This is a genomic window from Mesorhizobium huakuii (assembly GCF_014189455.1).
In the GTDB taxonomy this organism is placed as follows: Bacteria; Pseudomonadota; Alphaproteobacteria; order Rhizobiales; family Rhizobiaceae; genus Mesorhizobium; species Mesorhizobium huakuii_A.
On the sequence record NZ_CP050296.1, the window covers coordinates 4,935,719 to 4,957,556 of the forward strand.

The following is a 21,838-nucleotide window of genomic DNA, read 5'->3' on the forward strand; positions in this document are numbered from 1 at the left end:
ATGGCAGACGCGCACGCAAAACCACAGCATGACTATCATCTCGTCGACCCAAGCCCGTGGCCTTTCCTGGGGTCGGTGGGGGCGCTCGTCACCGCCTTTGGCGGTGTCTGCCTCATGGAGTACCTGAAGGGTGGTTCCTTCCCGATCTTCGGCTTCAACATTGCCAATCCGTGGCTGTTCTTCATCGGCATCGTGATCGTCCTCTACACCATGTTCGCCTGGTGGTCGGACACGATCAAGGAAGCGCATGAGGGCCATCATACGCGGGTCGTGTCGCTGCATCTGCGCTACGGCATGATCATGTTCATCGCCTCGGAGGTGATGTTCTTCGTCGCTTGGTTCTGGGCTTATTTCGACGCCAGCCTTTTTGCCGGTGAGGTCCAGAACTACGCGCGCCACACCTTTACCGGTGGTGTCTGGCCGCCGAAGGGCATGGAGGTTCTCGATCCCTTCCACCTGCCGCTCTACAACACCATCATCCTGCTCTTGTCAGGCACCACGGTCACCTGGGCGCACCATTCGCTCATCCATGGCGACCGCAAGGGCCTGGTCAACGGCCTGGTGCTGACCGTCGGCCTCGGCATGCTGTTCACCATGGTGCAGGCCTACGAGTACATCCACGCTCCGTTCGGCTTCAAGGATTCCATCTACGGCGCCACCTTCTTCATGGCGACCGGCTTCCACGGCTTCCATGTCATCATCGGCACCATCTTCCTGCTGGTCTGCCTAGTCAGGGCGATGAAGGGCGATTTCACCCCCAAGCAGCATTTCGGCTTCGAGGCGGCCGCCTGGTACTGGCACTTCGTTGACGTGGTCTGGCTGTTCCTGTTCTCGGCGATCTATGTTTGGGGATCTGCCGGCGCGGTGATCGAAGGTCACTGATCCAGTCTTTGGGGACTTTGATTTCAAGGAGGGGCGGCCGCGGCGACGCGGCCGCCTTCTTGTTTTCGGCGCAATGATCGCCGATCGATTGCCGATGCGGCTGACAATTCCCTGGGCGATTTGCGCATTCATCTTCCTGGCATTCCCGGCGCTTGCGGCTGAGAAGGCCGATCTGGTGCGTGTCCACAAGGCGGGACGGCGGCTGGAACTGATCGGCGACGGCAAGGTGCTGCGCAGCTACAGCATTGCGCTCGGCGGCGATCCCGTCGGCCACAAGCACCAGGAGGGTGATCAGCGCACGCCCGAGGGGCGCTACATGCTCGACTGGCGCAACCCCGACAGCATCGCGCACAGATCGATCCACATCTCCTATCCCAATGCCGACGATCTGGCGGCGGCGAAGGCGCGCAATGTCGATGCCGGCGGCATGATCATGATCCATGGCCAGCCGAATGGTTTCGGCTGGTGGGGCTGGCTGCTTCAATTGGTCGACTGGACCGACGGCTGCATTGCCGTTACGGACTCCGACATGGACGAAATCTGGGCAATGGTGGCCGATGGGACACCGATCGAGATCGAGCAATAGCGATGAGTGAAGGCCCTATCCATGACTGAAGATAAGGCGATCTGGCCGCCGATCGATCCGATATCGGCCGGCCTGCATGGCCGTTGCCCGCGCTGCGGCGAGGGGCGGCTGTTTTCCGGCTTCCTCACCGTCGGCAAACGCTGCGTCAATTGCGGCCTCGACTATTCCTTCGCCGATGCTGGCGACGGGCCAGCGGTCTTCGTCATCCTGATCATCGGCTTCATCATCGTCGGTCTGGCGCTCTGGGTCGAAGTGACACTGAGCCCGCCGCTGTGGCTGCATCTGCTGATCTGGATCCCCTTGGCCCTGGTGCTGTGCCTGACGGCGCTGCGGCTGATCAAGGGCGTGCTGCTCACCCTGCAATATGCCAACAAGGCGGCCGAAGGCAGGCTGGACCGCGGCGAATGAGCGAGGCGTCCATCAAAGAAAGCGGCCGTTCGCGGCCACGATCGGCATTGCTGCTCGGCCTTGGCCTGGTGCTGCTGTTGATCCTGCTGGCGCTCGGCACCTGGCAGGTCCAGCGCCTGCACTGGAAGGAAGGTCTCCTGCAGACCATCGACCAGCGCACCCACTCGGCACCACGGCCGCTGGCCGAGGTCGAGAAGCAATTCGCCGCGACCGACGACGTCGACTACACGCCGGTCACGGTCTCCGGCACGTTCCTGCATTCGGGCGAGCGGCATTTTTATGCGACCTGGGAGGGTGACGCCGGCTTCAACGTCTACACGCCGCTCTCCCTTGATGACGGCCGCTTCGTCCTGATCAATCGCGGCTTCATCCCCTATGATCTGAAAGACCCGGCCAAGCGTGCCAAGGGGCAGGTCTCCGGCAAGGTGACAATCACCGGGCTTGCCCGTAATCCGCTGCCGGCAAAACCGTCGATGATGCTTCCCGACAATGATGTGGCGAAGAACATCTTCTACTGGAAGGACCGCGACGTGATGGCGGCGAGCGCCGGCCTGCCGGCCGGTTTCACGCTGGTGCCGATCTTCATCGATGCCGACAAGACGCCCAATCCCGGCGGTTTGCCGATCGGCGGCGTCACCATCATCGACCTGCCGAACAGCCACCTGCAATATGCTGTCACCTGGTATGGGCTTGCCGCGGCACTCGCCGCTGTGCTCATCCTGCGGCTTCGCCGCCCCGCGAAAGAGGAATGAACGCAAGGAGCGCCCCTTTCTACCGATGCCCTTGACAGGGCCCGCTCTTGACAGAACAGGGGTAGGCACCTCATTTCGGCGCTGACGAACCGGCCAGGATTCAATGCTTCAGACAATCGCCAAGCCTCCTCTGACGATCCGGCTCTGCCAGCCGCGCGGTTTCTGCGCGGGCGTCGACCGTGCTATCCAGATCGTCGTGCTGGCGCTGAAGAAATACGGCAAGCCGGTCTATGTCCGCCACGAGATCGTGCACAACCGCTACGTTGTCGAGGGACTGCAAAGCCTGGGCGCGGTCTTCATCGAGGAACTCTCCGAAATCCCGGCCGAACACCGGCAGTCGCCGGTCGTCTTTTCGGCGCACGGCGTGCCGAAATCGGTGCCGGCGGATGCGCAGGCGCGCAACCTGTTCTATCTCGACGCCACCTGTCCGCTGGTCTCGAAGGTCCACAAGCAGGCGATGCGCCATCAGCGGCTTGGCCGCCATGTGCTGTTGATCGGTCATGCCGGACACCCCGAGGTGATCGGCACGATGGGACAATTGCCGGAGGGCGCGGTCACGCTGATCGAGACCGAGGCCGATGCCGCCAGGCTGGTGCCCGCCGATCCGAAGGCGCTCGGCTTCGTCACCCAGACCACGCTGTCGGTCGAGGACACCGCCGGCATCATCCGTGCGCTGCAGGACCGCTTTCCCGACCTGAAGGCGCCGGCGGCGGAATCGATATGCTACGCCACCACCAACCGCCAGGAGGCGGTCAAGGATACCGCCCCCGGCGCTGATCTCTATCTGATCGTCGGCGCCCCCAATTCCTCCAATTCGCGCCGCCTTGTCGAAGTGGCGGAGCGTGCCGGCGCCACCATGTCGCTTCTCGTGCAGCGCGCCGCCGAGATTCCGTGGAATGACATCGGCAACATTTCGACGCTCGGCCTGTCGGCCGGGGCATCGGCGCCGGAGATCATCGTCGACGAGATCATCGACGCGTTCCGCCAGCGCTTCGATGTCACCATCGACCTGGCCATCACGGCCACCGAAACAGAGGATTTTCCGGTCATGCGGGTACTGCGCGATGTCGAACTGACGCCGGCCGACATGGCCTTCGTCAATGGGGCCGCGTAAGGCAGATGGCGGTCTATACCGACGTTGCGGAGGGCGAACTCGGCGCTTTCCTGAAACACTATCCGGTCGGCGATCTCCTGTCCTACAAGGGCATCGCGGAGGGCACGGAAAACTCCAACTTTCTGCTCCACACCTCCAGCGGCTCCTACATCCTGACGCTCTATGAGAAGCGGGTCGAGAAGGCGGATCTGCCGTTTTTCCTTGGGCTGATGGGTCATCTCGCCAACAAGGGTGTGTCCTGTCCGCTGCCGGTGATCGCGCATGACGGCAGCGTCATCGGCACGCTGGCCGGCCGGCCGGCGGTTATCATCACCTTCCTCGAAGGGCTCTCGCTGCGGCGGCCGACGGCAACGCACTGTGCCGAGGTCGGCAAGGCGCTGGCCGCCCTGCATCTGGCCGGTGCCGATTTCCCGATGACCCGCCCGAACGCGCTCGCCATCGACGGTTGGCGCAAGCTTTGGAACGCGGCCCGCGACCGCGCCGACGAGGTCGAGCCGGGCCTCGCAGCCGAGGTCGACGCCGATTTCGCCGATTTCGAGCGCAACTGGCCGAAGGACCTTCCGGCAGGCATCATCCATGCCGATCTTTTTCCGGACAATGTCTTCTTCCTCGGCGAAAAGCTGTCGGGCCTGATCGACTTCTATTTCGCCTGCGACGACCTCTACGCCTATGATGTCGCCACCTGCCTCAACGCGTGGTGTTTCGAGAAGGATTTTTCCTTCAACCTCACCAAGGGGAAGGCACTGCTTGCCGGCTATCAGAGCGTGCGTTCCCTGAGCGGGCAGGAAAAGGCGGCATTGCCGATGCTGGCGCGCGGTTCGGCGTTGCGTTTCATGCTGACCCGGCTCTACGACTGGCTCACCGTTCCCGATGGCGGGCTGGTGATGAAACGCGACCCGACCGAATATATCAGGCGGATGCGATTCCATCGGGCAATCAAATCGGCTTCGGAATATGGATTGGCCGAATACGGGGTATCATGAGCAAACAGGTTGAGATCTTCACCGACGGCGCCTGCTCGGGCAATCCCGGTCCTGGCGGCTGGGGTGCCATCCTGCGCTTCAACGGCACCACAAAGGAGCTTTCCGGCGGCGAGGCCGAAACGACCAACAACCGCATGGAGTTGCTGGCCGCCATCTCGGCGTTGAATGCGCTGAAGGAGCCTTGCACCGTCGAGCTTCACACCGACAGCAAATATGTCATGGACGGCATTTCCAAGTGGATCCATGGCTGGAAGAAGAACGGCTGGAAGACCGCCGACAAGAAGCCGGTCAAGAACGGCGAGCTGTGGCAGGCGCTGGATGAAGCCAATCGGCGCCACAAGGTCACCTGGAACTGGGTCAAGGGCCACGCCGGCCATACCGAGAACGAGCGCGCCGACGAGTTGGCCAGGGAAGGAATGGCGCCGTTCAAGAAAGGCTCTTTCAAGCCAGCGGTGTCGGCGCCGAAGCCGGATGCCCAGCCGAAGCAGCCGGCAGCCACGAAGGCTCGTCGTTCGACCCAGAGCTATTGAGTTCCAGCAGCTGGTCGGCGCTCAGGCGGGAACCTTAATCATGCCGATCCTCTACTATGTCACGCATCCCCAGGTGCAGATCGATGCCGCCATTCCCGTGCCGGAATGGGGGTTATCAGACGTCGGGCGGGCGAGAGCCGTTGCCATGCTCGATCAGCCATGGGTCGGTTCAATCAGGCGTATCGTGTCATCGGGCGAGCGAAAGGCGATAGAAACCGCTGAGATACTCGCAGGCCATCTCCGCCTTGCCGTGGAGGTCAGGGAACGGATGCATGAGAACGACCGGTCCGCGACGGGCTTTCTGCCGCCGCCGGAGTTCGAAGCGGTTGCCGACCAGTTCTTCGCCAATCCGCACAAAAGTATTCGCGAGTGGGAGCGGGCGATCGATGCGCAGCAACGCATTATCAGCGAGGTCGAGGCCGTGCTCGGCGGCGATGAGGCCGGCGACATCGCTGTCGTTGGCCATGGAGGAGTTGGAACGCTCCTGTTGCTGTCTCTCAGCGGACGGGAAATCAGCCGCGAAGCGGATCAGCCGGCCGGCGGCGGCAACTATTTTGCCTACGATATCGGCGCGCACCGTGTCATGCATGGATGGCGGCCGATCGACAGGCTGCCTTGACCCGCGAGAGTGCGCATAGGTTAGGATAGGCTCTTCCGGTGGCGTTGCTCAAGGACATGGATGGGAGTAATATTTCCTACCATGGAGCAATGCCATAAGGACCCAGCATGGCAAATGTTGAAAAAATGAGCGTGGCTGTGACCCCACAACAGGCAGCCCTCATGCGAGAGGCTGTGGAAGCGGGCGAGTATGCCACCGCAAGCGAGATTGTGCGTGAAGCAGTGCGGGATTGGCTGGCCAAGCGCGAGCTGCGGCACGAAGATATCCGCCGGCTGCGACAGCTGTGGGATGAAGGCAAGGCAAGCGGGAGACCGGAGCCTGTGGATTTCGACGCTTTGCGAAAGGAAGCTCGGCAAAAGCTAACGGAAGCCTCGCCGAATGGCCGTTAGGCTGGTCTGGTCACCCGCAGCCAGGGCGGACCTGATCGATATCTACGTGATAGTAGGCAGTGAAAACATACGAGCGGCCGATCGCTATTATGATCGGTTGGAAGCGCGGGCCATGCAACTGGCAGACCAGCCGCGAATGGGTGTTAGGCGACCGGACATCAGGCCTTCCGCACGAATGCTGGTGGAGGCGCCGTTTGTACTGCTCTACGAAACGATTCCGGACACCGACGACGGCCCAGTCGAGTGGGTTGAAATCGTCCGTGTGGTAGACGGGCGGCGGGATCTGAACCGTCTGTTCTAATGCATGTCGCCCAAAAGTGACCTCGGTTTTGGGAGAACGACCTGCACAAAAAGATGCACCTAAAGCGCTTCGCATGAATCCGTTTCAACGCGACGCGCTTTAGGTGTCTAGCGGATCACCAGCGCCGTGCCCCAAAGCCCGAGCGCGAACACTGTGTGAGAGACCAGGTTGAGCGCCCGGATCTGCATCGGATTGGGCCGCTTCGAGGCTGCCCATCCGGCGCCCATGCCGGGTGCCAGCAGGAACCAGCCGGCGCCGACGGTGACGATGCCGAGGATGAAGGCCGGCATGAAGGTCGGCGCGGCAAGCCAGCCGGCTCCGGCCAGCACGACCAGGATGATGCCGTAGACGATGCCGACGAAATAGTGAAAGGCCCAACCGAGCGCGACTTCATGCGCGTAAGGCTCTGCCTCGCCAATATCGTTGTGAAAGACCTTGTCGGTGAGGTGCCAGACCCAGCGACCGACAGGTCCCCAGTTCGGCCGTGGCTGGCCAAACGCCTTATGCAAAAAGAGGGCCCAGAGATCCATCAGTATGGTGGCGCCGATGCCGATCGCGATAGCGCGCCAGATGACGTCAAACATTGCTGGATCCCCCGAAAGCCGGCAATTCTCAAGCGCAAGCGGTTGTCGGTCAGGCCGACTGTTGCGGCCTCGCCCGACGCCGTCGTTGAAGCTCAGAGCTGTCCGAGAATATGAGCCGCGCCGGACTCGTCGACGCCGGGCTTGGTCTCGACATTGAGCGCGGTGACCTTGCCGTCGTCGATGATCATCGAAAACCGCTTCGAGCGCAGGCCCATGCCGGCGGCGGAAAGGTCGTTGTCGAGCCCGACCGCCCTGGCGAAATCACCACTGCCGTCGGCGAGGAACAAGATCTTGCCTTCGCCGCCGGTGAAGTGCGCCCAGGCGCCCATGACATGAACGTCGTTGACCGAAACGACGGCGATGGTGTCGACGCCACGCGCCAGGATGGCGTCATGGTTTTCGAGATAGCCGGGCAGATGGTTGTTGCTGCAGGTCGGCGTGAAGGCGCCGGGAACACCGAACAGGACTACCTTCTTGCCCGGGAAAATCTCGGCCGACGTGATCGCCTTGGCGCCGTCGGCGGTCATTGTCTTGAAGGTTACCTCGGGCAGCTTGTCGCCAACGGAAATGGTCATGAGTTCCTCGCTTGGGGAATGGGAAGGATGCATGCTTGCGTAGCGAACTCAGCGGCGTCCTGCAACCGTTCGGGCAAGCTGGATCAAGGGAAAGGCAGCAGCCCTTCGACCGCGCCCGCCGAACTCGTCAGCGTGTAGTGAAGCCCGCCATCCGTCGGCGTTGCCGAGGGGCGGTCGAGGATCGGCACGGTGAAGATCAGCTTGCCGTCCTTTTCGCTGCGGGAAGGGGTGCCGAACATATAGTCCCGCTCGCCAGCGACGAAGAAATCCGCTGCCTCCGGGTCACCGGGAAAGCTCGCCTCGACGACCAGAGTCTCGTGATCGCCCGGCAGCACGTTGATGCCGAAATCAGGCTTTGCCGGCGCCGGCAACGCCGTGAAGCTCGCCTTCACCAGGGCCGCGTCGTCGGCATTGTCAGGATCGGAAGTGGGATCGACGGTCAGCCGTGTCTGCACGGGGATGCAGATCGTCTCGCAAATGCCGAGAAAGATATCGGCATCGATGACAGCCGGCTGGTTCGGGGTTGCCAGCGTAAAGGTCACAGGCAGCGAAATCGGATAGTTGTAGCCTGCCCATTTGCCATAACCATCGTCGTGGCGTTGCGGTGCCGGAAACGAGAGTGTGGCATCGGCGATGTTGGTGCTGGCCGAAACATCGAGCTGCGGCGGCACGCCGGCGTCGCCCGGGTCGCGCCAATAGGTCTTCCAGCCTGGCTTGAGCGCGATGTCGAGAACGCCCTGGATGCGGCCGGCCTCGTCGGGCTTGCCTGATGTCACCAACCGCACCTTGCCGCCTTCGCTGTTGTACCAGGCGGACGAGGAGGCGGAGGCAGGGAGAGCGGCCGCTGATCCCATGGCGGCGCCGAGCAGCAGGATTTTCAAGCTTTGCATGGCGGTGATTTGATCGTCCGTTCGTGGCTTCGCAATGTTTTCACGGCTTTGTTGATATCATATTTGCGTGACCTTCGCGGGCAAGCCATGGCGGCCTGGCACCATGGGCTTTGGTCGAATCCGGCGCGGCGCATCTTTTCGGCGCCGGGGAAACACGGTACCCTCGCTGCCATGGATTTGTTGCGCCACAAAAAGACGGCTGCTGGACGCGGCTTTCTCGACGATCAGTTCCTGATTGCCATGCCCGGCATGAAGGACGATCGTTTCACGCGCTCGGTCATCTACATCTGCGCGCACTCAGATGAAGGCGCGATGGGCCTGATCATCAACCAGACACAGCAGATGCTGTTTCCGGATCTTCTGGTGCAGCTTGGCATCATGAACGAGCAGGAGGCGATCCGCCTGCCGGCGCAGGCGCGCGATTTCGTCGTGCGCAATGGCGGGCCTGTCGATCGCAGCCGGGGCTTCGTCCTGCATTCGGGCGACTACCGCGTGGAATCGTCGCTGACCGTTTCCGACGATATCTGCCTGACCGCGACGGTCGACATACTGCGCGCCATATCGTCGGGCCGCGGCCCGCGTCACGCGCTGATGGCGCTGGGCTATTCGGGCTGGGGTGCCGGCCAGCTGGAAACCGAAATCGCCGAAAATGGCTGGCTGACCTGCCCGGCCAGCCCCGAGCTTCTGTTCGACGCCGACATCGAGCGCAAATACGATCGCATCCTCGCCTCGATCGGCATCGATCTGGCGCATCTCAGCCTGGCCGCCGGACACGCCTGACCCATTAAGCCGACGCAGAGGCCTCTAAGCCTGCGTCAGCGGATACTGCTCCTTCAGCGTCTTCAGCACCTGGTCGCCCGGCATCGGCGCGCCGAACATGAAGCTCTGCACATATTCGCAGCCCATCTGGCGCAATTCCAGCGCATCGCGTTCGTCCGAAATGCCTTCGGCGACCACCGACAGGCCGAGCTCATGCGCCATGTTGACCATGGATTTGAGCAGCACGGCGCGTTTGGGCGTGCTGTCGTCGACAAAGCTCTTGTCGATCTTGATCGTGTCGAACGGGAACCGCGTCAGATAGGCGAGCGAGGAATAGCCGGTGCCGAAATCGTCCAGCGACAGGCCGATGCCGAGCTGCTTCAGTTTGGTCAGCACATGCGCCGTCTGCTCGGGGTTATCCATCACCAGGGACTCGGTGAGTTCGAGCCGGAAGCAGCGCGGCTTCAGATTGGCCCGCGCGATGACGGAGCGGACATCGCTGACCAGGTCGCGGCGGATGAGCTGGCGGCTGGACAGGTTGACCGAGACCGACAGCGGTGCGTCGCCGATCTGCTTTTGCCATCCGGCGAGGTCCTCGGCCGCCTGCTGCATGGCAAACAGCCCAAGCTGCACGATCAGCCCGCAGCTTTCGGCGACCGGGATGAAGTCGGCCGGGGGGATCATGCCGCGGCGCGGATGGTCCCAGCGCAGCAAGGCTTCGAAGCCGGCAACGCTGCCGTCTTCCAGCCGCACGATCGGCTGGTAGGCAAGGGTAAATTCGCGCCGCTCGATGGCGCGCCGCAGGTCGGATTCGAACTGCAACCGGTCGGTGCCGACGGTGCGGAAGGCCGGGCGGAACGGCTCGATCCGGTCGCCACCAAAGCGCTTGGCCTGATGCATGGCAAGCTCGGCGTCCTTGACCATGTCCTCGGCCGAGGTCTGCGCCGAGGTCCAGGTGATCAGGCCGATCGAGGCGGTCAGCACGATCTCGCGCTTGGCAAAGGTGATCGGATTGTTGATCGCATGCTTGATGGCGTCCGCCACGCCGGCGATGCGGGCAGGGTCCTGTTCGGACAAAAGCATGAGCGCGAACTGGTCGCCGGCGAAGCGTGACAGAGAATCCTTCGGCTTCAACAGCCGGTGCAGGCGACGCGCTATGGTGAGCAGGATGGTGTCACCGGCCGAGATGCCGAGCCCGTCATTGACCTGCTTGAAGCGGTCGATGTCGATGACGAAGACGGTCGGGCGCACCTTCTCTTCGGTGCGGGCGATCGAGATGATCGCTTCCAGCCGGTTCATGAACAGTTCGCGGTTCGGCAGGCCGGTCAGATTATCGTGCACGGCGTCGTGCAGAAGCCGCTCCTCGGACTTCTTCTGCTCGGTGACGTCGACCATGGTGCCGACGCAGCGTATGACCTCGCCGTCCGATCCGATAACCGGCCGCGCCCGCAAGTTGAACCAGTGATAATGCCCGTCGGCGCCGCGCAGGCGGAAGTTCTGCGACACCCGGCCGCGCCGGTGTTCAAGCACCACGTCGAGCGTCGTGCGGAACGTGTCGCGGTCGTCGGCATGCAGCACGGGCAGCCAGTTGCGTGCAGCACCCCCAAGGCTGTTGGGCGCGAGGCCGAGCTGGATGCTGACGTCGGGCTTGGTGACGACGCGGTCGCGCAGCACGTCCCAGTCCCACACCGTGTCGCCCGACCCGGCAACCGCCAGCGCCTGGCGTTCGAGGTCGGAGAACAGCCCCTGATGCAGCGCGCCACCGGCAAAGGCGTGCTGCATGACGGTGAAGCCGATCAACAGGATAATCAGGATCAGCCCGCCGCCGAGTGCAGGCTGGGCGATGTCGTTGTCGAGCATGCCGGTGATCGCCATCCACGACCCGCATAGCCACAACAGCACCATGACCCAACTGGGCACCAGCATGATCGCACGATCATAACCCCGAATCCCGAGGAAGATGATCAGGCCGAGCCCGGTCAGCGCGGTGGCGGCAAAGGAGATGCGGGCGATGCCGGCGGCGACCGCAGGATCGACGATGGCGACGCCCGCAATCAACACCAGCCCGAGAATCCAGACCAGGGCGCCATAGCTGAAATGGCCGTGCCATCGGTTGAGGTTGAGGTAGGCGAACAGGAAGACGACGAAGGTCGCCGCAAGCGCCACCTCCGTTCCCGCCCGCCACATCTGCTCATTGCCGGGCGAGATCTCGATGACCTTGTTGAGGAAACCGAAATCGACGCAGATATAGGAAAGCACCGCCCAGGCAAGTGCCGCGGTCGCCGGGAACATCGAGGTCCCCTTGACCACGAAAAGGATGGTCAGGAACAGCGCCAGAAGGCCGGCAATGCCGATGACGATGCCGCGAAACAGCGTGTAGGAGTTGACCGAGTCCTTGTAGGCTTCCGGTTCCCACAGATAGACCTGCGGCAGCTTGGGCGAGGCGAGCTCGGCGATGAAGGTGATCACCGTTCCCGGGTTCAGCGTCACCCGGAACACATCGGCGTCAGGGCTGGTCTGGCGGTCGAGCGCAAAGCCCTCGCTGGGCGTGATCGCGGCAATGCGGGTGGCGCCGAGATCGGGCCAGAAGATGCCGGAATTGACCAATCGGAAATGCGGCGCCACGATCAGCCTGTCGATCTGCTGGTCGGTGCTGTTGGCCAGCGCGAACACCGCCCAGTCGCCGGTCGAGCGGGCGTCTTTGGCCTCGACCTCGATGCGCCGCACGATGCCGTCCGGCCCCGGCGCGGTCGACACCTGGAAGTTTTCGCCCTGATTGCGGTAGATTTCGAAGGCGCGCGACAGGTCGAGCGCGACGTCGTCGCGGGCAATCTTGATCGGTTCGACGGCAAAGGCCGACGAAGCCGCGCACAGCGTCAGCATTGCCGCGAGGACAAAGGCGAACAGCGGCCCGTTTCGCAGGAAATTCGTCAAAAATCAGTCCTTCGTTCCTGCGGCCGGCGGATCGTCCGCGATCCGGGCGTAGAGGTAATGGTCCTGCCAGATGCCGTTGATCCTCAGATAGGATCTTAACAGTCCTTCGCGCCGGAATCCGGCTTTTTCAAGCACGCGGATCGACCGGATATTGTCGGGAATACAGGCCGCCTCGATCCGGTGCAACCTCAGAGTATCGAAGGCGAAGCGGGACACGACCTTGACCGCGTCGGTCATCAGCCCGCGCCCGCCGAAGCGCTCGCCGATCCAGTAGCCGACATGGCCGCTTTGCGAGACGCCATGGCGTATGTTGCCGAGCGTGATGCCGCCAGCCAGCTTGCCGCTCGACTTCTCGAAGATGAAGAAGGCGATCGCCGTTCCCTGCGCATAGTCTTCGCGGTAGCGGCTGATGCGCAGGCGCCATGCCGCGCGGTCGAGCTCGTCGGGAGTCCAGCGTGGCTCCCACGGCTCCAGAAAGGCGCGGCTTTCACCGCGCAATATCGACCATTCCCGGAAGTCATTGGTGAATGGCACGCGCAGCGTGACGAGATCACCCTTCAGTGCCGGCAGGTCACGGCGAAAGAAAGGGAGCGCGAACACGACGCTTGGGGGACTTAGACGGCGAGCCTGCGGGCCGTGGTCTGCGTGCCCGGAAGCGAATCGAGAATCGCCTCATATGGTGCCAGCGTACCCACGGGCCCGACAGCGGTAAGCGTCGGCTTGGTCGAGAACATCCGCGATGACAGGTCGGTCAGCCGCTCCACCGTCAGCGCCGAGAGGCGCTCCATCAATTCCTCCTTGGCGATCGGCCTGCCGAACAAAAGCAGTTGCCTTGCAATCTGCGAGGCGCGGCTGGCCGGGCTTTCGGCGGACATGATCAGCCCGGCGCGATATTGGGCGCGCGCGCGGTCGAGTTCTTCCTGCAGGATGTTCTCGCCGGCCTTCTGCAGTTCGTCGATAATGACAGGCACGAGTTCGGCAATGTCGCTCTGCCCGGTCGCGGCATGGACGCCGAAGATGCCGGTGTCGGAAAAGCCCCAGTGGAAGGCATAGACGGAGTAACACAGGCCACGCTTCTCGCGGACTTCCTGGAACAGGCGCGATGACATGCCGCCACCGAGGATCATCGACAGCACCTGCGAGGCGTAGAAGTCGCGAACATGGTAGGCGCGGCCCTCGAAGCCCAGCACGATCTGCGCGTCCATCAAGTCGCGGTCCTCGCGGAAATCGCCACCGACATATTGCGCATATTGCGGGATGGTGCTGTCAGCCTTGCTGCGGAAGCCGCCAAGCTGCTTCTCGACTTCGCGCACGAAATTGTCGTGCTTGATGTCGCCGGCAGCGACGATGACCATCCGCTCGGCGCCATATTGGCGTTCGATGAAATCGTGCAATTGCTTGGAAGTGAAGGACTTGACGGTTTCCGGCGTGCCCAGGATCGAGCGGCCGATGGTCTGGTGGCGAAAGGCCGTCTCGGTGAAACGGTCGAAGACGATATCGTCTGGCGTATCGTGCGCGGCGCCGATCTCCTGCAGGATGACGTGCTGCTCGCGCTCGAGTTCCTGCGGGTCGAATTCGGACTCCTGCAGGATGTCGGCGAGAATATCCACTGCCAGCGGTACGTCATCGCTGAGCACCCTGGCGTAGTAGGAGGTGGTCTCGACGCTGGTGGCAGCGTTGATCTCGCCGCCGACATCCTCGATTTCCGAGGCGATTTCGAAGGCCGTCCGCCGCTTCGTACCCTTGAACGCCATGTGCTCGAGCAGATGGGCCATGCCATGCTCTTCGTCACGTTCATTGCGGGCGCCGGACTTGACCCAGGCCCCCAGGGCAACCGATTCGATACTTGGAAGGGTTTCGGTGGCGACTGTCAGGCCGTTCGACAGACGGCTTACCTCAACACCCATATGGCTCGTACTCCCTAACGCGCCGCCCGCGCGCGGCGGCTGACGTAATCTTCCACCATTTTCAGGTCGGATGGAAGTACCGTGTATTTTTCCTCAAATGTCATCAATCCCCCTAGCCATGCGGGCAGGGCAGGCGAGACGCCGCTGGCGGCCTCGACGGCGGCCGGGAATTTTGCCGGATGGGCGGTGCCCAGCACCACCATGGGCACAGCACCTGCCGCCTTGCCCGCCGCGACATGCACGGCTGCGGCTGTATGCGGATCGAGCAGGTAGTTGCTGGCCGCGAGCGTCGAGCGGATGGTGGCGGCGACCTCGTCCATGGTGGCACGGCCGGCGTCGAATTCGGACCGCATCCCATTGATTTCGCGGGCTTCTATGGTGAAGGCGCCGGACTGCTTCAGGCCGTCCATGTAGCGCCGCACCGTCGCAGCGTCACGGTTCGAGGCCTCGAACAGCAGGCGTTCGAAATTCGATGACACCTGGATATCCATCGACGGCGAGGTGGTCGCAAAGACGCCCTTGGTGCGGTATTCGCCGGTCGCGAAGGTGCGCGCCAATATGTCGTTGTCGTTGGTGGCGATGACCAGCCTTTCGATCGGCAGGCCCATCTTCTTGGCGGCGTAGCCGGCGAAGATATCGCCGAAATTGCCGGTCGGCACGGTGAAGGACACCGGCCTGTCCGGCGCGCCGAGCGACAGGGCCGAGGAGAAATAATAGACGATCTGGGCCATGATGCGGGCCCAGTTGATCGAATTGACCCCCGACAGCGCCACCCGGTCGCGGAAGGCGTGGTCGTTGAACATGTCCTTGAGCAGGCCCTGGCAGTCGTCGAAATTGCCTTCGATCGCCAGCGCATGGACGTTCTCGGCCTTCGACGTCGTCATCTGCCGCTGCTGCACCGGCGAAACGCGGCCATGCGGGAACAGGATGAAGATGTCGGTGCGGCTGCGTCCGGCAAAGGCATCGATCGCCGCGCCGCCGGTGTCGCCCGAGGTGGCACCGACGATGGTGGCATGCTGGCCGCGTTCGGCAAGCACATGGTCCATCAGCCGGGCGAGCAACTGCATCGCCACATCCTTGAACGCCAGCGTCGGCCCATGGAAGAGTTCGAGGACAAAGGTGTTGGAGCCGGTCTGCACCAGCGGGCAGACGGCTTCGTGGCGGAAGGTGGCATAGGCTTCGCGCACCAGGCGTTCGAAGACCGGCGCTGCGATTTCACCGCCAAGGAACGGCGTCAGCACGCGGATCGCGAGATCGGGATAGGCAAGGCCACGCATGGCGCGGATCTCGGATGGCGAAAACTGCGGCCACTCGCGCGGCACGTAAAGCCCGCCATCGCGCGCCAGCCCCGCCAGCACGGCATCGGAAAATCCAAGCGCGGGTGCTTCCCCGCGCGTACTCACATATTGCATGTCTCAGTCCCGTTGCCGCTTGGCTTTTCCGTTCACCACAAGGTGGTTAATTTCTGTGCCGGCTCCAGTCGCATTTTTGCCGCGCCGTTGATATACGTCACCAGCTTTACGAGAGGGAAGTGGGAGTTTCATGGCGTTTCGTACATCAAGTGGTCGCTTTTTGGCGGGTCTTGCGCTCACCGGCTTTATGCTCGCCGCCGCCGGCTGCCAATCGGGCGACAATGGCATCCTTAACCTCGGTTTCGGCAAGAAGGACCCAACAGCGCCACCGCCGCCGCAGGATCCCAAGATTCTGGCCAGCCAGTTGAACGCCTATTGCCCGAGGGTGGCGGTGCGTGACGGTACGGCCTTCTTCAACACCTATGTCAACGAGGTCAAGAAGCCCAAGCCGAAGCTCAAGAAGACCGGCGACGCCGAGGCGGATGCGGCTGCCCAGGCCGCGGCTGACGCCGCCGCTGCCACTCCGCCCGACGATTCGGCGAGGATCATTTACCAGGCCTCGATTGCCGACGTGACCCGCGATTGCAGTCGCGCCGACGGCCAGCTGACGATGAAGATCGCGGTCGCCGGCAAGATCGTGCCGGGACCGAAGTTCACACCCGGCACCATCACCATGCCGATCCGCACAGCGGTGATGCACGGCACCGATGTGCTCTACTCGCAGATTCACCAGTATCAGGTTCAGGTCACCGATCCGTCGGTGGCCACCCAGTTCGTCTTCACCGATTCCAATGTCGTCGTGCCGGCACCGACCGCGCAGGATTATCAGGCCTATGCCGGCTATGACGAAACCGCGCCGAAGGCGACGACCGACAAGCCGAAGAAGACCCATAGGAAGAAGGCCGCGGCCACGAACTAGTATTGGGGACAGCGTGCGCCTTGGCGCACGTCTCAGGCGTCGGCCGACCATTCCGAGAGCGCCGCGATCACGCTTTTCAGCTCGGCCCAGCGGCGGATCACCGTCTCGGCACCGGCTTCGGTCAGCGCGTCGGCATGGCCGGGATAGCTGTGGCTGGCGCCGGTGAAGCCGATCACCCGCATGCCGGCCGCCCTGGCGCCGGTGACGCCGTGCACGGAATCCTCGATGACGAAAGTGTTCACCGGGTTCGCGCCGAGTTTTTCCGCCGCGAGCAGGAACACGTCCGGCGCCGGCTTGGTCTTTTTGCTCGGTATCTCCAGCGCCGAGAAGATGCGGCCGGCGAAGAACGGCAGCAGATGCACTTTCTCCAGCATGAATTCTATCCGCTCCGAGCGTGAGTTGGAGCAGATGCAGAGTTGCGCGGTGACCGAGGCGACCGCCTCGCGCACGCCTTCTATGGCACGCACATCGCTGCGCAGTTTGCGGTCGACGAGCTCTTCGGCGCGGTCGATCAGCGACGCCTGGAACGGGATTTTGGACTTCTCCTCGATCCGCATCAGGATGTCCTTGAACGTCAGGCCGGCATAGGTCTCGGCAACCTCCTCGGCGGAGATTTCATATCCGGCCAACGTTATCAGCTCAGCCTCGACCCGCGCGGCGATGATTTCGGAATCGACGAGCACGCCGTCGCAATCGAAGATGACAAGGTCTGGCTGGGGCATGGTGATCCGGGACAAGGAAGATGGAGGAAGGCCGCGATGGGCCCAGGCGGCGCGGCATACACCAACGGTCCGGCCTTCGCAAACGGAGCGAGCGATTCCTTCGACCTTCACCGAATATTTACGCTGATCGGTAACCATAACGGGGAGTAAACAGTAACGCGTGCCCTGGGTGTAAAAAATGTCTGCCGTGCGTCTTCTCGACGACCTTTCCCATGCTCCCCAGCAATCCGAATGGCTGGACACGATCCTCAAGGGCGACTGCGTTGCGGCCCTCGACCGCCTGCCGGAAAAGTCGGTCGACGTCATCTTCGCCGATCCACCCTATAATCTGCAGCTCGACGGCGATCTGCACCGACCTGACCAGTCCAAGGTCGACGCGGTCGACGATCACTGGGACCAGTTCGAAAATTTTGAGGCCTACGACGCCTTCACCCGCGCCTGGCTTTTGGCGGCGCGCCGTGTGCTGAAGCCCAATGGCACAATCTGGGTCATCGGCTCCTATCACAACATCTTCCGGGTCGGCGCCAAGATGCAGGATCTGGGCTTCTGGATCCTCAACGACGTGGTCTGGCGCAAGACCAATCCGATGCCGAATTTCCGTGGCCGCCGTTTCCAGAACGCGCATGAGACGATGATCTGGGCGTCGCGTGACCAGAAGGGCAAGGGCTACACCTTCAATTATGAAGCGCTGAAGGCGTCCAACGATGACATCCAGATGCGCTCCGACTGGCTGTTCCCGATCTGCACCGGCGGCGAGCGGCTGAAGAACGACAATGGCGACAAATTGCATCCGACACAGAAGCCGGAGGCGCTGCTCGCCCGCATCATGATGGCCTCGACCAAGCCCGGCGACATCGTGCTCGATCCCTTCTTCGGCTCCGGCACGACGGGCGCCGTGGCCAAACGCCTCGGCCGCCATTTCGTCGGCATCGAGCGCGAGCAGGCCTACATCGACGCCGCCAACGAGCGTATCGATTCGGTGCGGCCGCTGGAAGATGCCGATTTGACGGTATTGACCGGCAAGCGCGCCGAGCCGCGCGTCGCCTTCGTCAGCCTGATCGACACCGGGTTGGTGACGCCTGGCGCCACGCTCTACGACGCCAAGAAGCGCTGGGCCGCCAAGGTGCGTGCCGACGGCACGGTTGCGATCGGCGAAAGCGCCGGCTCGATCCACAAGATCGGCGCCGAAGTGCAGGGACTGGACGCCTGCAATGGCTGGACCTTCTGGCACTATGAGCGCTCAGGCGGGCTCACCCCGATCGACGAACTGCGCCGCATTGCCCGGTTGGGCATGGAGCGGGCAGGGGGGTGATCCCCTGCCGAATTATTGCGTATCGCGTTGAATCAAAATCTCAGCGGATCGCCGCAAGCGATTCAGATCGCGCCTTGATTCCAAAGCGCTCAAGATCTGCTTGAAGCGTCCTGGCATCGGTGAACAGCACCGATTGCCAGCCCGCTGCTCGGGCGCCGTCGACATTCTTCTGGCTGTCGTCGATGAACAGCGTGGCTGACGGCTCAAGGCCGAACGCCGCGACGTGATGGTCGTAGATGGCGCGGTCTGGTTTGATCTGGCGGATATCGGCCGAGACCGTCACGCCGCGCGGGCGGCTGAGAAAGTCGAAACGCTGCCTGGCTTCGGCAAGCGTGTCGGCGGCGAAGTTGGTCAGCATGGTCACATCGTGGCCGCTCTCGATCAGGTCGAGCATGATGGCGACGCTGTCATCATAGGCGTGCGGTACCATTTCGTGCCAGTGGCGGCGGAAATTGCGGATATTTTCCGCGTGATCGGGATGGTCCGCGATCAGCAGCGCCTCCGCCTCTTCCCAGGTCCGGCCGCGATCCTGCTCGATGTTCCAGTCATGCGTGCAGACATTGTCGAAAAACCACTTTCTCTCTTCGGCATCGGGAATGAGGCGGCTGAACGGGATATTCGGGTCGTAGTGGATCAGCACCTTGCCGATGTCGAAAACGATGTGGCGGATCTCGGTCATGAAGCCTCTTTCAATGCGGGCGTTGCTTTTTCGTCGCGCCGGGTATCGCAGCCTCGATTGCCTTTTTCATGACAGTGGGCAGGGCCTCCCCGGAAATCTCACGGGCGGGTGACCAGAAATGCCCTGCCGGCGCATCACCTTTGATATGGGCGCGAAAGACTTCGAGCTCGAGTGCGAAATGGGTGAAGACATGCGTGATTGCCCCGGCACGCCGCCAGTCGCCGGGAAAGGGTGCTGCCGCCTGCGTGGTGGCTCCGTCCACTCGCGCCGTCCAGGCCGTTGTCGGCACCTCGGTCATGCCGCCGAGCAAACCTTTCTCGGGCCGTTTGCGCAGAAGAATGGCGCCGTCCTCACGCACGGCGACGAAAGCGGCACCGCGCCGCTGCGGCTTGTCGGCCTTTGGCAGCCGCACCGGGAAATTTTCGGGGTCGCCTAAGACGACGGCGCTGCAGCCGTCCCGCAGCGGGCACAGCATGCAGCGCGGACGGCGCGGCGTGCAGATCGTGGCGCCGAGATCCATCATCGCCTGGGCGAAGTCGCCCGGCCTTGCCGCCGGCACCATGGCTTCGACATGGGCACGTATCTCGGGCTTGGCTTCGCTGAGCGGCGTCGTGATTGAAAACAGCCTCGATATGACGCGTTCGACATTGCCGTCGACAACGGCGGCGGGGCGGTCGAAGGCGATCGCGGTAATTGCCGCCGAGGTGTAGGCGCCGATGCCGGGCAGGTCTCTCAAACCGGCCTCGGTATCGGGAAACCGGCCGCCACGCGCCGCCACCAGATCGGCGCAGGCCTTGAGGTTGCGTGCGCGGGAATAATAACCGAGCCCCGCCCAGGCCTTCATTACGTCCTCGGTCGGCGCCGCGCCAGCGCTTCGACATCAGGCCACTTCTCGACAAAGGTGCGGAAATAGGATTTCACCGCCTCGACGGTGGTCTGCTGCAGCATGACCTCGGACAGCCAGATACGGTAGGGATCGGGCCGCACGCCGCGTGCATGGTCGCGCGGGCTCACGCGCCACGGCAGTTCACGGTGGTGCACGTCGTACCAGGCCAGAAGGCGCGATGCGGTATCGTCCGGCATAGCCTTAGGGGTCTGGGCCTTGCGGGTCTGGTCTGCTGGTGCCATTGATCGTGTAGGCCTGGCCGGTATTGCTGGGGTCGTGGCTGGAGAACGTACATGGCAGGGAGAACGCCCTACGGCAATCCCGTCCCGGTGAGCGATCTCGCCACCAAAATCCTCGATCCGGTGCTGCGCAAGCGGGCAGGCATGTCGATTGGTCTCGTTCAGTCCTGGGAAGAGATTGCCGGACCGCGGCTTGCCAGCCGCTCGCGGCCCGAAAAGATCCAGTGGCCGCGCCGCTTGCATGAGGACGATCCGTTCGAGCCGGCAGTGCTGGTTGTCGCTTGCGAGGGCATGGCGGCACTTCACCTGCAGCACGAGACCGGCGAGATCATCAACCGCGTCAACGCTTTCCTCGGCTTTACGGCAATAGGCCGCATCAGGATCGTGCAAAAACCGGTGACGACGGACAAAGGACGGCCTAAACCGACCTTCAGGCCTTTGACGGCGGCGGAGCAGACGAAATTGTCCAGCACGGTCGAACTGATCGAGGATGACGGACTGCGCGCCTCGCTGGAAAGGCTTGGCGCAACCATTTTGGGTGAAAGGAAGTCAAAAACCCCTTGAAGACAGTCATGGATTTGTCGTCAACATCTCGCATTCGTGATCGCCTCTGTCAGGTTTCACGATTGGATTGGGGATGGAGATGCCTTAATTCGCGCCAACTCTCGCCTTTTCGTGCCTTTGCATTGCAAAATTCAACCCTTGTCAGGTGATTCGTATGAACCGTCCTCCGTTCGGCAAAAGTCTGTCTCGCAGAAACGTCCTGTCTTCGCTGGCCGCCATTCCGGCGGTGGCCCTGCTCGCCGCCTGCAGCGACTCCGGCGAACAGGCCAAGGCGGCGGATGTGAAGCCCGCCGATCCGGCCGCTCCCGCGAAGCCTGCCACGCCGGCTGCCGCTCAGGTTCCCGAGTCTCAGGGCAACGTCGACATGGCTGAACTGCTGAAGCCGGGCGCGCTGCCTGACAAGCAGCTCGGCAAGGATGACGCCAAGGTCACCATTGTCGAATACGCCTCGATGACCTGTCCGCACTGCGCGCATTTCGCCGCAACCACCTTCCCGGACCTGAAGAAGAAGTATATCGACACCGGCAAGGCGCGCTACATCCTGCGCGAATTCCCGTTCGATCCGAGCGCGGAAGCCGGTTTCATGCTGGCGCGCTGCGCCAAGGATAACTATTTCCCGATGGTGGACGTGCTGTTTGCCCAGCAGGCGAACTGGGTTGGCGTGTCGAACACCAAGGATGCGCTGCTGCAAATCTCGAAGCTCGCCGGTTTTACACAGGAGTCCTTCGAAGCCTGCTTGACGGACCAGAAACTTCTGGACGATGTGAGATCGGTCCAGAAGCGCGGCGCCAATGAATTCAAGGTCGACTCGACACCGACCTTCTTCATCAACGGTAAGACCTACAAAGGGGCGATGTCGATTGAGGAAATGTCGGCCATCATCGACCCTCTGCTCTGACATCAGGTCAGCGCTGAAGCGGCAGCGTTTCGGCGCTCGCCTTTATGGGGCGCG

At 62.7% G+C, this 21,838-nt stretch carries 24 protein-coding genes and 1 pseudogene; 15 read left to right on the forward strand and 10 right to left on the reverse strand.

Going from position 1 to position 21,838, the window contains the following annotated elements; translation table 11 throughout:
* The 10 genes from HB778_RS23745 (at position 1) to HB778_RS23790 (ending at position 6,564) form a co-directional block, all read left to right on the forward strand.
* Positions 1-882: a cytochrome c oxidase subunit 3 gene (locus HB778_RS23745; RefSeq protein ID WP_183457455.1), complete on the forward strand. Its 882-nt coding sequence runs from the start codon at positions 1-3 to the stop codon at positions 880-882.
* 73 nt (positions 883-955) lie between these two features.
* Positions 956-1,468 carry a L,D-transpeptidase family protein gene (locus HB778_RS23750; RefSeq protein WP_432421204.1) on the forward strand — a complete coding sequence of 171 codons (513 nt, stop codon included), beginning with the start codon at positions 956-958 and terminating at the stop codon, positions 1,466-1,468.
* Between the two features lie 21 nt (positions 1,469-1,489).
* A complete protein-coding gene (locus HB778_RS23755; RefSeq protein WP_183457457.1) occupies positions 1,490-1,876 on the forward strand; it encodes a DUF983 domain-containing protein in 387 nt (128 codons plus the stop codon).
* A complete protein-coding gene (locus HB778_RS23760) occupies positions 1,873-2,628 on the forward strand; it encodes an SURF1 family protein (RefSeq protein WP_183457459.1) in 756 nt (251 codons plus the stop codon). Before HB778_RS23755 ends, HB778_RS23760 begins: the two co-directional genes overlap by 4 nt.
* 103 nt (positions 2,629-2,731) lie before the next feature.
* On the forward strand, positions 2,732-3,742 hold the full coding sequence (ispH, locus tag HB778_RS23765) for a 4-hydroxy-3-methylbut-2-enyl diphosphate reductase (protein WP_183457461.1): 1,011 nt from the start codon (positions 2,732-2,734) through the stop codon (positions 3,740-3,742).
* Between the two features lie 5 nt (positions 3,743-3,747).
* Positions 3,748-4,725, forward strand: a complete 978-nt coding sequence (locus HB778_RS23770; protein ID WP_183457463.1) for a homoserine kinase — start codon at positions 3,748-3,750, stop codon at positions 4,723-4,725.
* On the forward strand, positions 4,722-5,255 hold the full coding sequence (rnhA, locus tag HB778_RS23775; RefSeq protein ID WP_183457465.1) for a ribonuclease HI: 534 nt from the start codon (positions 4,722-4,724) through the stop codon (positions 5,253-5,255). The genes HB778_RS23770 and rnhA overlap by 4 nt, the downstream gene beginning before the upstream one ends.
* 40 nt (positions 5,256-5,295) lie before the next feature.
* Complete coding sequence (locus HB778_RS23780; RefSeq protein WP_183457467.1) at positions 5,296-5,874, forward strand: histidine phosphatase family protein; 579 nt, start codon at positions 5,296-5,298, stop codon at positions 5,872-5,874.
* 107 nt (positions 5,875-5,981) lie between these two features.
* A complete protein-coding gene (locus HB778_RS23785) occupies positions 5,982-6,263 on the forward strand; it encodes a ribbon-helix-helix domain-containing protein (RefSeq protein ID WP_183457469.1) in 282 nt (93 codons plus the stop codon).
* Positions 6,253-6,564, forward strand: a complete 312-nt coding sequence (locus HB778_RS23790; RefSeq protein ID WP_183457471.1) for a type II toxin-antitoxin system RelE/ParE family toxin — start codon at positions 6,253-6,255, stop codon at positions 6,562-6,564. Before HB778_RS23785 ends, HB778_RS23790 begins: the two co-directional genes overlap by 11 nt.
* 107 nt (positions 6,565-6,671) lie before the next feature.
* On the opposite strand, the gene HB778_RS23795 is transcribed toward HB778_RS23790, so the two are convergent.
* The 3 genes from HB778_RS23795 to HB778_RS23805 form a co-directional block, all read right to left on the reverse strand.
* The gene (locus HB778_RS23795; protein ID WP_183457473.1) at positions 6,672-7,148 is read right to left on the reverse strand and encodes a DUF2938 domain-containing protein; all 477 of its coding nucleotides are present in this window, start codon (positions 7,146-7,148) and stop codon (positions 6,672-6,674) included.
* Positions 7,149-7,240: 92 nt separating this feature from the next.
* Positions 7,241-7,723, reverse strand: a complete 483-nt coding sequence (locus HB778_RS23800; protein ID WP_183457475.1) for a peroxiredoxin — start codon at positions 7,721-7,723, stop codon at positions 7,241-7,243.
* An 83-nt stretch (positions 7,724-7,806) separates the two neighbouring features.
* The gene (locus HB778_RS23805; protein ID WP_183457477.1) at positions 7,807-8,613 is read right to left on the reverse strand and encodes a protein-disulfide reductase DsbD domain-containing protein; all 807 of its coding nucleotides are present in this window, start codon (positions 8,611-8,613) and stop codon (positions 7,807-7,809) included.
* 171 nt (positions 8,614-8,784) lie between these two features.
* Between HB778_RS23805 and HB778_RS23810 the strand changes: the two genes are divergently transcribed.
* Entirely contained in the window at positions 8,785-9,393 is a 609-nt protein-coding gene (locus tag HB778_RS23810; protein ID WP_027046619.1) for a YqgE/AlgH family protein, read from the forward strand.
* A gap of 24 nt (positions 9,394-9,417) precedes the next feature.
* Here the strand turns inward: HB778_RS23810 and HB778_RS23815 are convergent, their stop codons facing one another.
* From HB778_RS23815 to thrC, 4 genes are read right to left on the reverse strand one after another with little or no spacing between them, the layout of a single operon-like run.
* Positions 9,418-12,306: an EAL domain-containing protein gene (locus tag HB778_RS23815; protein ID WP_183457479.1), complete on the reverse strand. Its 2,889-nt coding sequence runs from the start codon at positions 12,304-12,306 to the stop codon at positions 9,418-9,420.
* Positions 12,307-12,309: 3 nt separating this feature from the next.
* Positions 12,310-12,906 carry a GNAT family N-acetyltransferase gene (locus HB778_RS23820; RefSeq protein WP_183457481.1) on the reverse strand — a complete coding sequence of 199 codons (597 nt, stop codon included), beginning with the start codon at positions 12,904-12,906 and terminating at the stop codon, positions 12,310-12,312.
* Positions 12,907-12,920: 14 nt separating this feature from the next.
* On the reverse strand, positions 12,921-14,213 hold the full coding sequence (locus tag HB778_RS23825) for a M16 family metallopeptidase (RefSeq protein ID WP_095198663.1): 1,293 nt from the start codon (positions 14,211-14,213) through the stop codon (positions 12,921-12,923).
* A gap of 14 nt (positions 14,214-14,227) precedes the next feature.
* On the reverse strand, positions 14,228-15,625 hold the full coding sequence (gene thrC / locus HB778_RS23830; protein ID WP_183457483.1) for a threonine synthase: 1,398 nt from the start codon (positions 15,623-15,625) through the stop codon (positions 14,228-14,230).
* 130 nt (positions 15,626-15,755) lie between these two features.
* Here thrC and HB778_RS23835 point away from each other — a divergent pair, with 130 nt between their 5' ends.
* The gene (locus tag HB778_RS23835; protein ID WP_183457485.1) at positions 15,756-16,484 is read left to right on the forward strand and encodes a hypothetical protein; all 729 of its coding nucleotides are present in this window, start codon (positions 15,756-15,758) and stop codon (positions 16,482-16,484) included.
* A gap of 32 nt (positions 16,485-16,516) precedes the next feature.
* Here HB778_RS23835 and HB778_RS23840 read toward each other — a convergent pair whose 3' ends face one another.
* Positions 16,517-17,206, reverse strand: coding sequence for an HAD family hydrolase (locus HB778_RS23840; protein ID WP_183457487.1), 690 nt, complete (start codon positions 17,204-17,206; stop codon positions 16,517-16,519).
* A gap of 178 nt (positions 17,207-17,384) precedes the next feature.
* On the opposite strand from HB778_RS23840, the gene HB778_RS23845 reads away from it, so the two are divergent.
* A complete protein-coding gene (locus HB778_RS23845) occupies positions 17,385-18,518 on the forward strand; it encodes a site-specific DNA-methyltransferase (RefSeq protein ID WP_183457489.1) in 1,134 nt (377 codons plus the stop codon).
* A 40-nt stretch (positions 18,519-18,558) separates the two neighbouring features.
* Here HB778_RS23845 and HB778_RS23850 read toward each other — a convergent pair whose 3' ends face one another.
* A complete protein-coding gene (locus tag HB778_RS23850; RefSeq protein ID WP_183457491.1) occupies positions 18,559-19,197 on the reverse strand; it encodes an HAD family hydrolase in 639 nt (212 codons plus the stop codon).
* A 10-nt stretch (positions 19,198-19,207) separates the two neighbouring features.
* Positions 19,208-20,378 (reverse strand): annotated as a pseudogene (gene mutY / locus HB778_RS23855) (A/G-specific adenine glycosylase).
* Here mutY and HB778_RS23860 point away from each other — a divergent pair.
* A complete protein-coding gene (locus tag HB778_RS23860) occupies positions 20,377-20,886 on the forward strand; it encodes a DUF721 domain-containing protein (RefSeq protein WP_183457493.1) in 510 nt (169 codons plus the stop codon). The pseudogene mutY and the gene HB778_RS23860 sit on opposite strands and share 2 nt — an antisense overlap.
* A 154-nt stretch (positions 20,887-21,040) precedes the next feature.
* The gene (locus tag HB778_RS23865) at positions 21,041-21,784 is read left to right on the forward strand and encodes a DsbA family protein (RefSeq protein WP_183457495.1); all 744 of its coding nucleotides are present in this window, start codon (positions 21,041-21,043) and stop codon (positions 21,782-21,784) included.
* Positions 21,785-21,838: the final 54 nt, after the last annotated feature.

Bases quoted from the DNA above. Each gene is read 5' to 3' on its own strand.
- HB778_RS23745 (WP_183457455.1), top strand. From the start codon at position 1: ATGGCAGACGCGCACGCAAAACCACAGCATGACTATCATCTCGTCGAC.
- HB778_RS23750 (WP_432421204.1), top strand. From the start codon at position 956: ATGATCGCCGATCGATTGCCGATGCGGCTGACAATTCCCTGGGCGATT.
- HB778_RS23755 (WP_183457457.1), top strand. From the start codon at position 1,490: ATGACTGAAGATAAGGCGATCTGGCCGCCGATCGATCCGATATCGGCC.
- HB778_RS23760 (WP_183457459.1), top strand. From the start codon at position 1,873: ATGAGCGAGGCGTCCATCAAAGAAAGCGGCCGTTCGCGGCCACGATCG.
- ispH (WP_183457461.1), top strand. From the start codon at position 2,732: ATGCTTCAGACAATCGCCAAGCCTCCTCTGACGATCCGGCTCTGCCAG.
- HB778_RS23770 (WP_183457463.1), top strand. From the start codon at position 3,748: ATGGCGGTCTATACCGACGTTGCGGAGGGCGAACTCGGCGCTTTCCTG.
- rnhA (WP_183457465.1), top strand. From the start codon at position 4,722: ATGAGCAAACAGGTTGAGATCTTCACCGACGGCGCCTGCTCGGGCAAT.
- HB778_RS23780 (WP_183457467.1), top strand. From the start codon at position 5,296: ATGCCGATCCTCTACTATGTCACGCATCCCCAGGTGCAGATCGATGCC.
- HB778_RS23785 (WP_183457469.1), top strand. From the start codon at position 5,982: ATGGCAAATGTTGAAAAAATGAGCGTGGCTGTGACCCCACAACAGGCA.
- HB778_RS23790 (WP_183457471.1), top strand. From the start codon at position 6,253: ATGGCCGTTAGGCTGGTCTGGTCACCCGCAGCCAGGGCGGACCTGATC.
- HB778_RS23795 (WP_183457473.1), bottom strand. From the start codon at position 7,148: ATGTTTGACGTCATCTGGCGCGCTATCGCGATCGGCATCGGCGCCACC.
- HB778_RS23800 (WP_183457475.1), bottom strand. From the start codon at position 7,723: ATGACCATTTCCGTTGGCGACAAGCTGCCCGAGGTAACCTTCAAGACA.
- HB778_RS23805 (WP_183457477.1), bottom strand. From the start codon at position 8,613: ATGCAAAGCTTGAAAATCCTGCTGCTCGGCGCCGCCATGGGATCAGCG.
- HB778_RS23810 (WP_027046619.1), top strand. From the start codon at position 8,785: ATGGATTTGTTGCGCCACAAAAAGACGGCTGCTGGACGCGGCTTTCTC.
- HB778_RS23825 (WP_095198663.1), bottom strand. From the start codon at position 14,213: ATGGGTGTTGAGGTAAGCCGTCTGTCGAACGGCCTGACAGTCGCCACC.
- thrC (WP_183457483.1), bottom strand. From the start codon at position 15,625: ATGCAATATGTGAGTACGCGCGGGGAAGCACCCGCGCTTGGATTTTCC.
- HB778_RS23835 (WP_183457485.1), top strand. From the start codon at position 15,756: ATGGCGTTTCGTACATCAAGTGGTCGCTTTTTGGCGGGTCTTGCGCTC.
- HB778_RS23840 (WP_183457487.1), bottom strand. From the start codon at position 17,206: ATGCCCCAGCCAGACCTTGTCATCTTCGATTGCGACGGCGTGCTCGTC.
- HB778_RS23845 (WP_183457489.1), top strand. From the start codon at position 17,385: ATGTCTGCCGTGCGTCTTCTCGACGACCTTTCCCATGCTCCCCAGCAA.
- HB778_RS23850 (WP_183457491.1), bottom strand. From the start codon at position 19,197: ATGACCGAGATCCGCCACATCGTTTTCGACATCGGCAAGGTGCTGATC.
- HB778_RS23860 (WP_183457493.1), top strand. From the start codon at position 20,377: ATGGCAGGGAGAACGCCCTACGGCAATCCCGTCCCGGTGAGCGATCTC.
- HB778_RS23865 (WP_183457495.1), top strand. From the start codon at position 21,041: ATGAACCGTCCTCCGTTCGGCAAAAGTCTGTCTCGCAGAAACGTCCTG.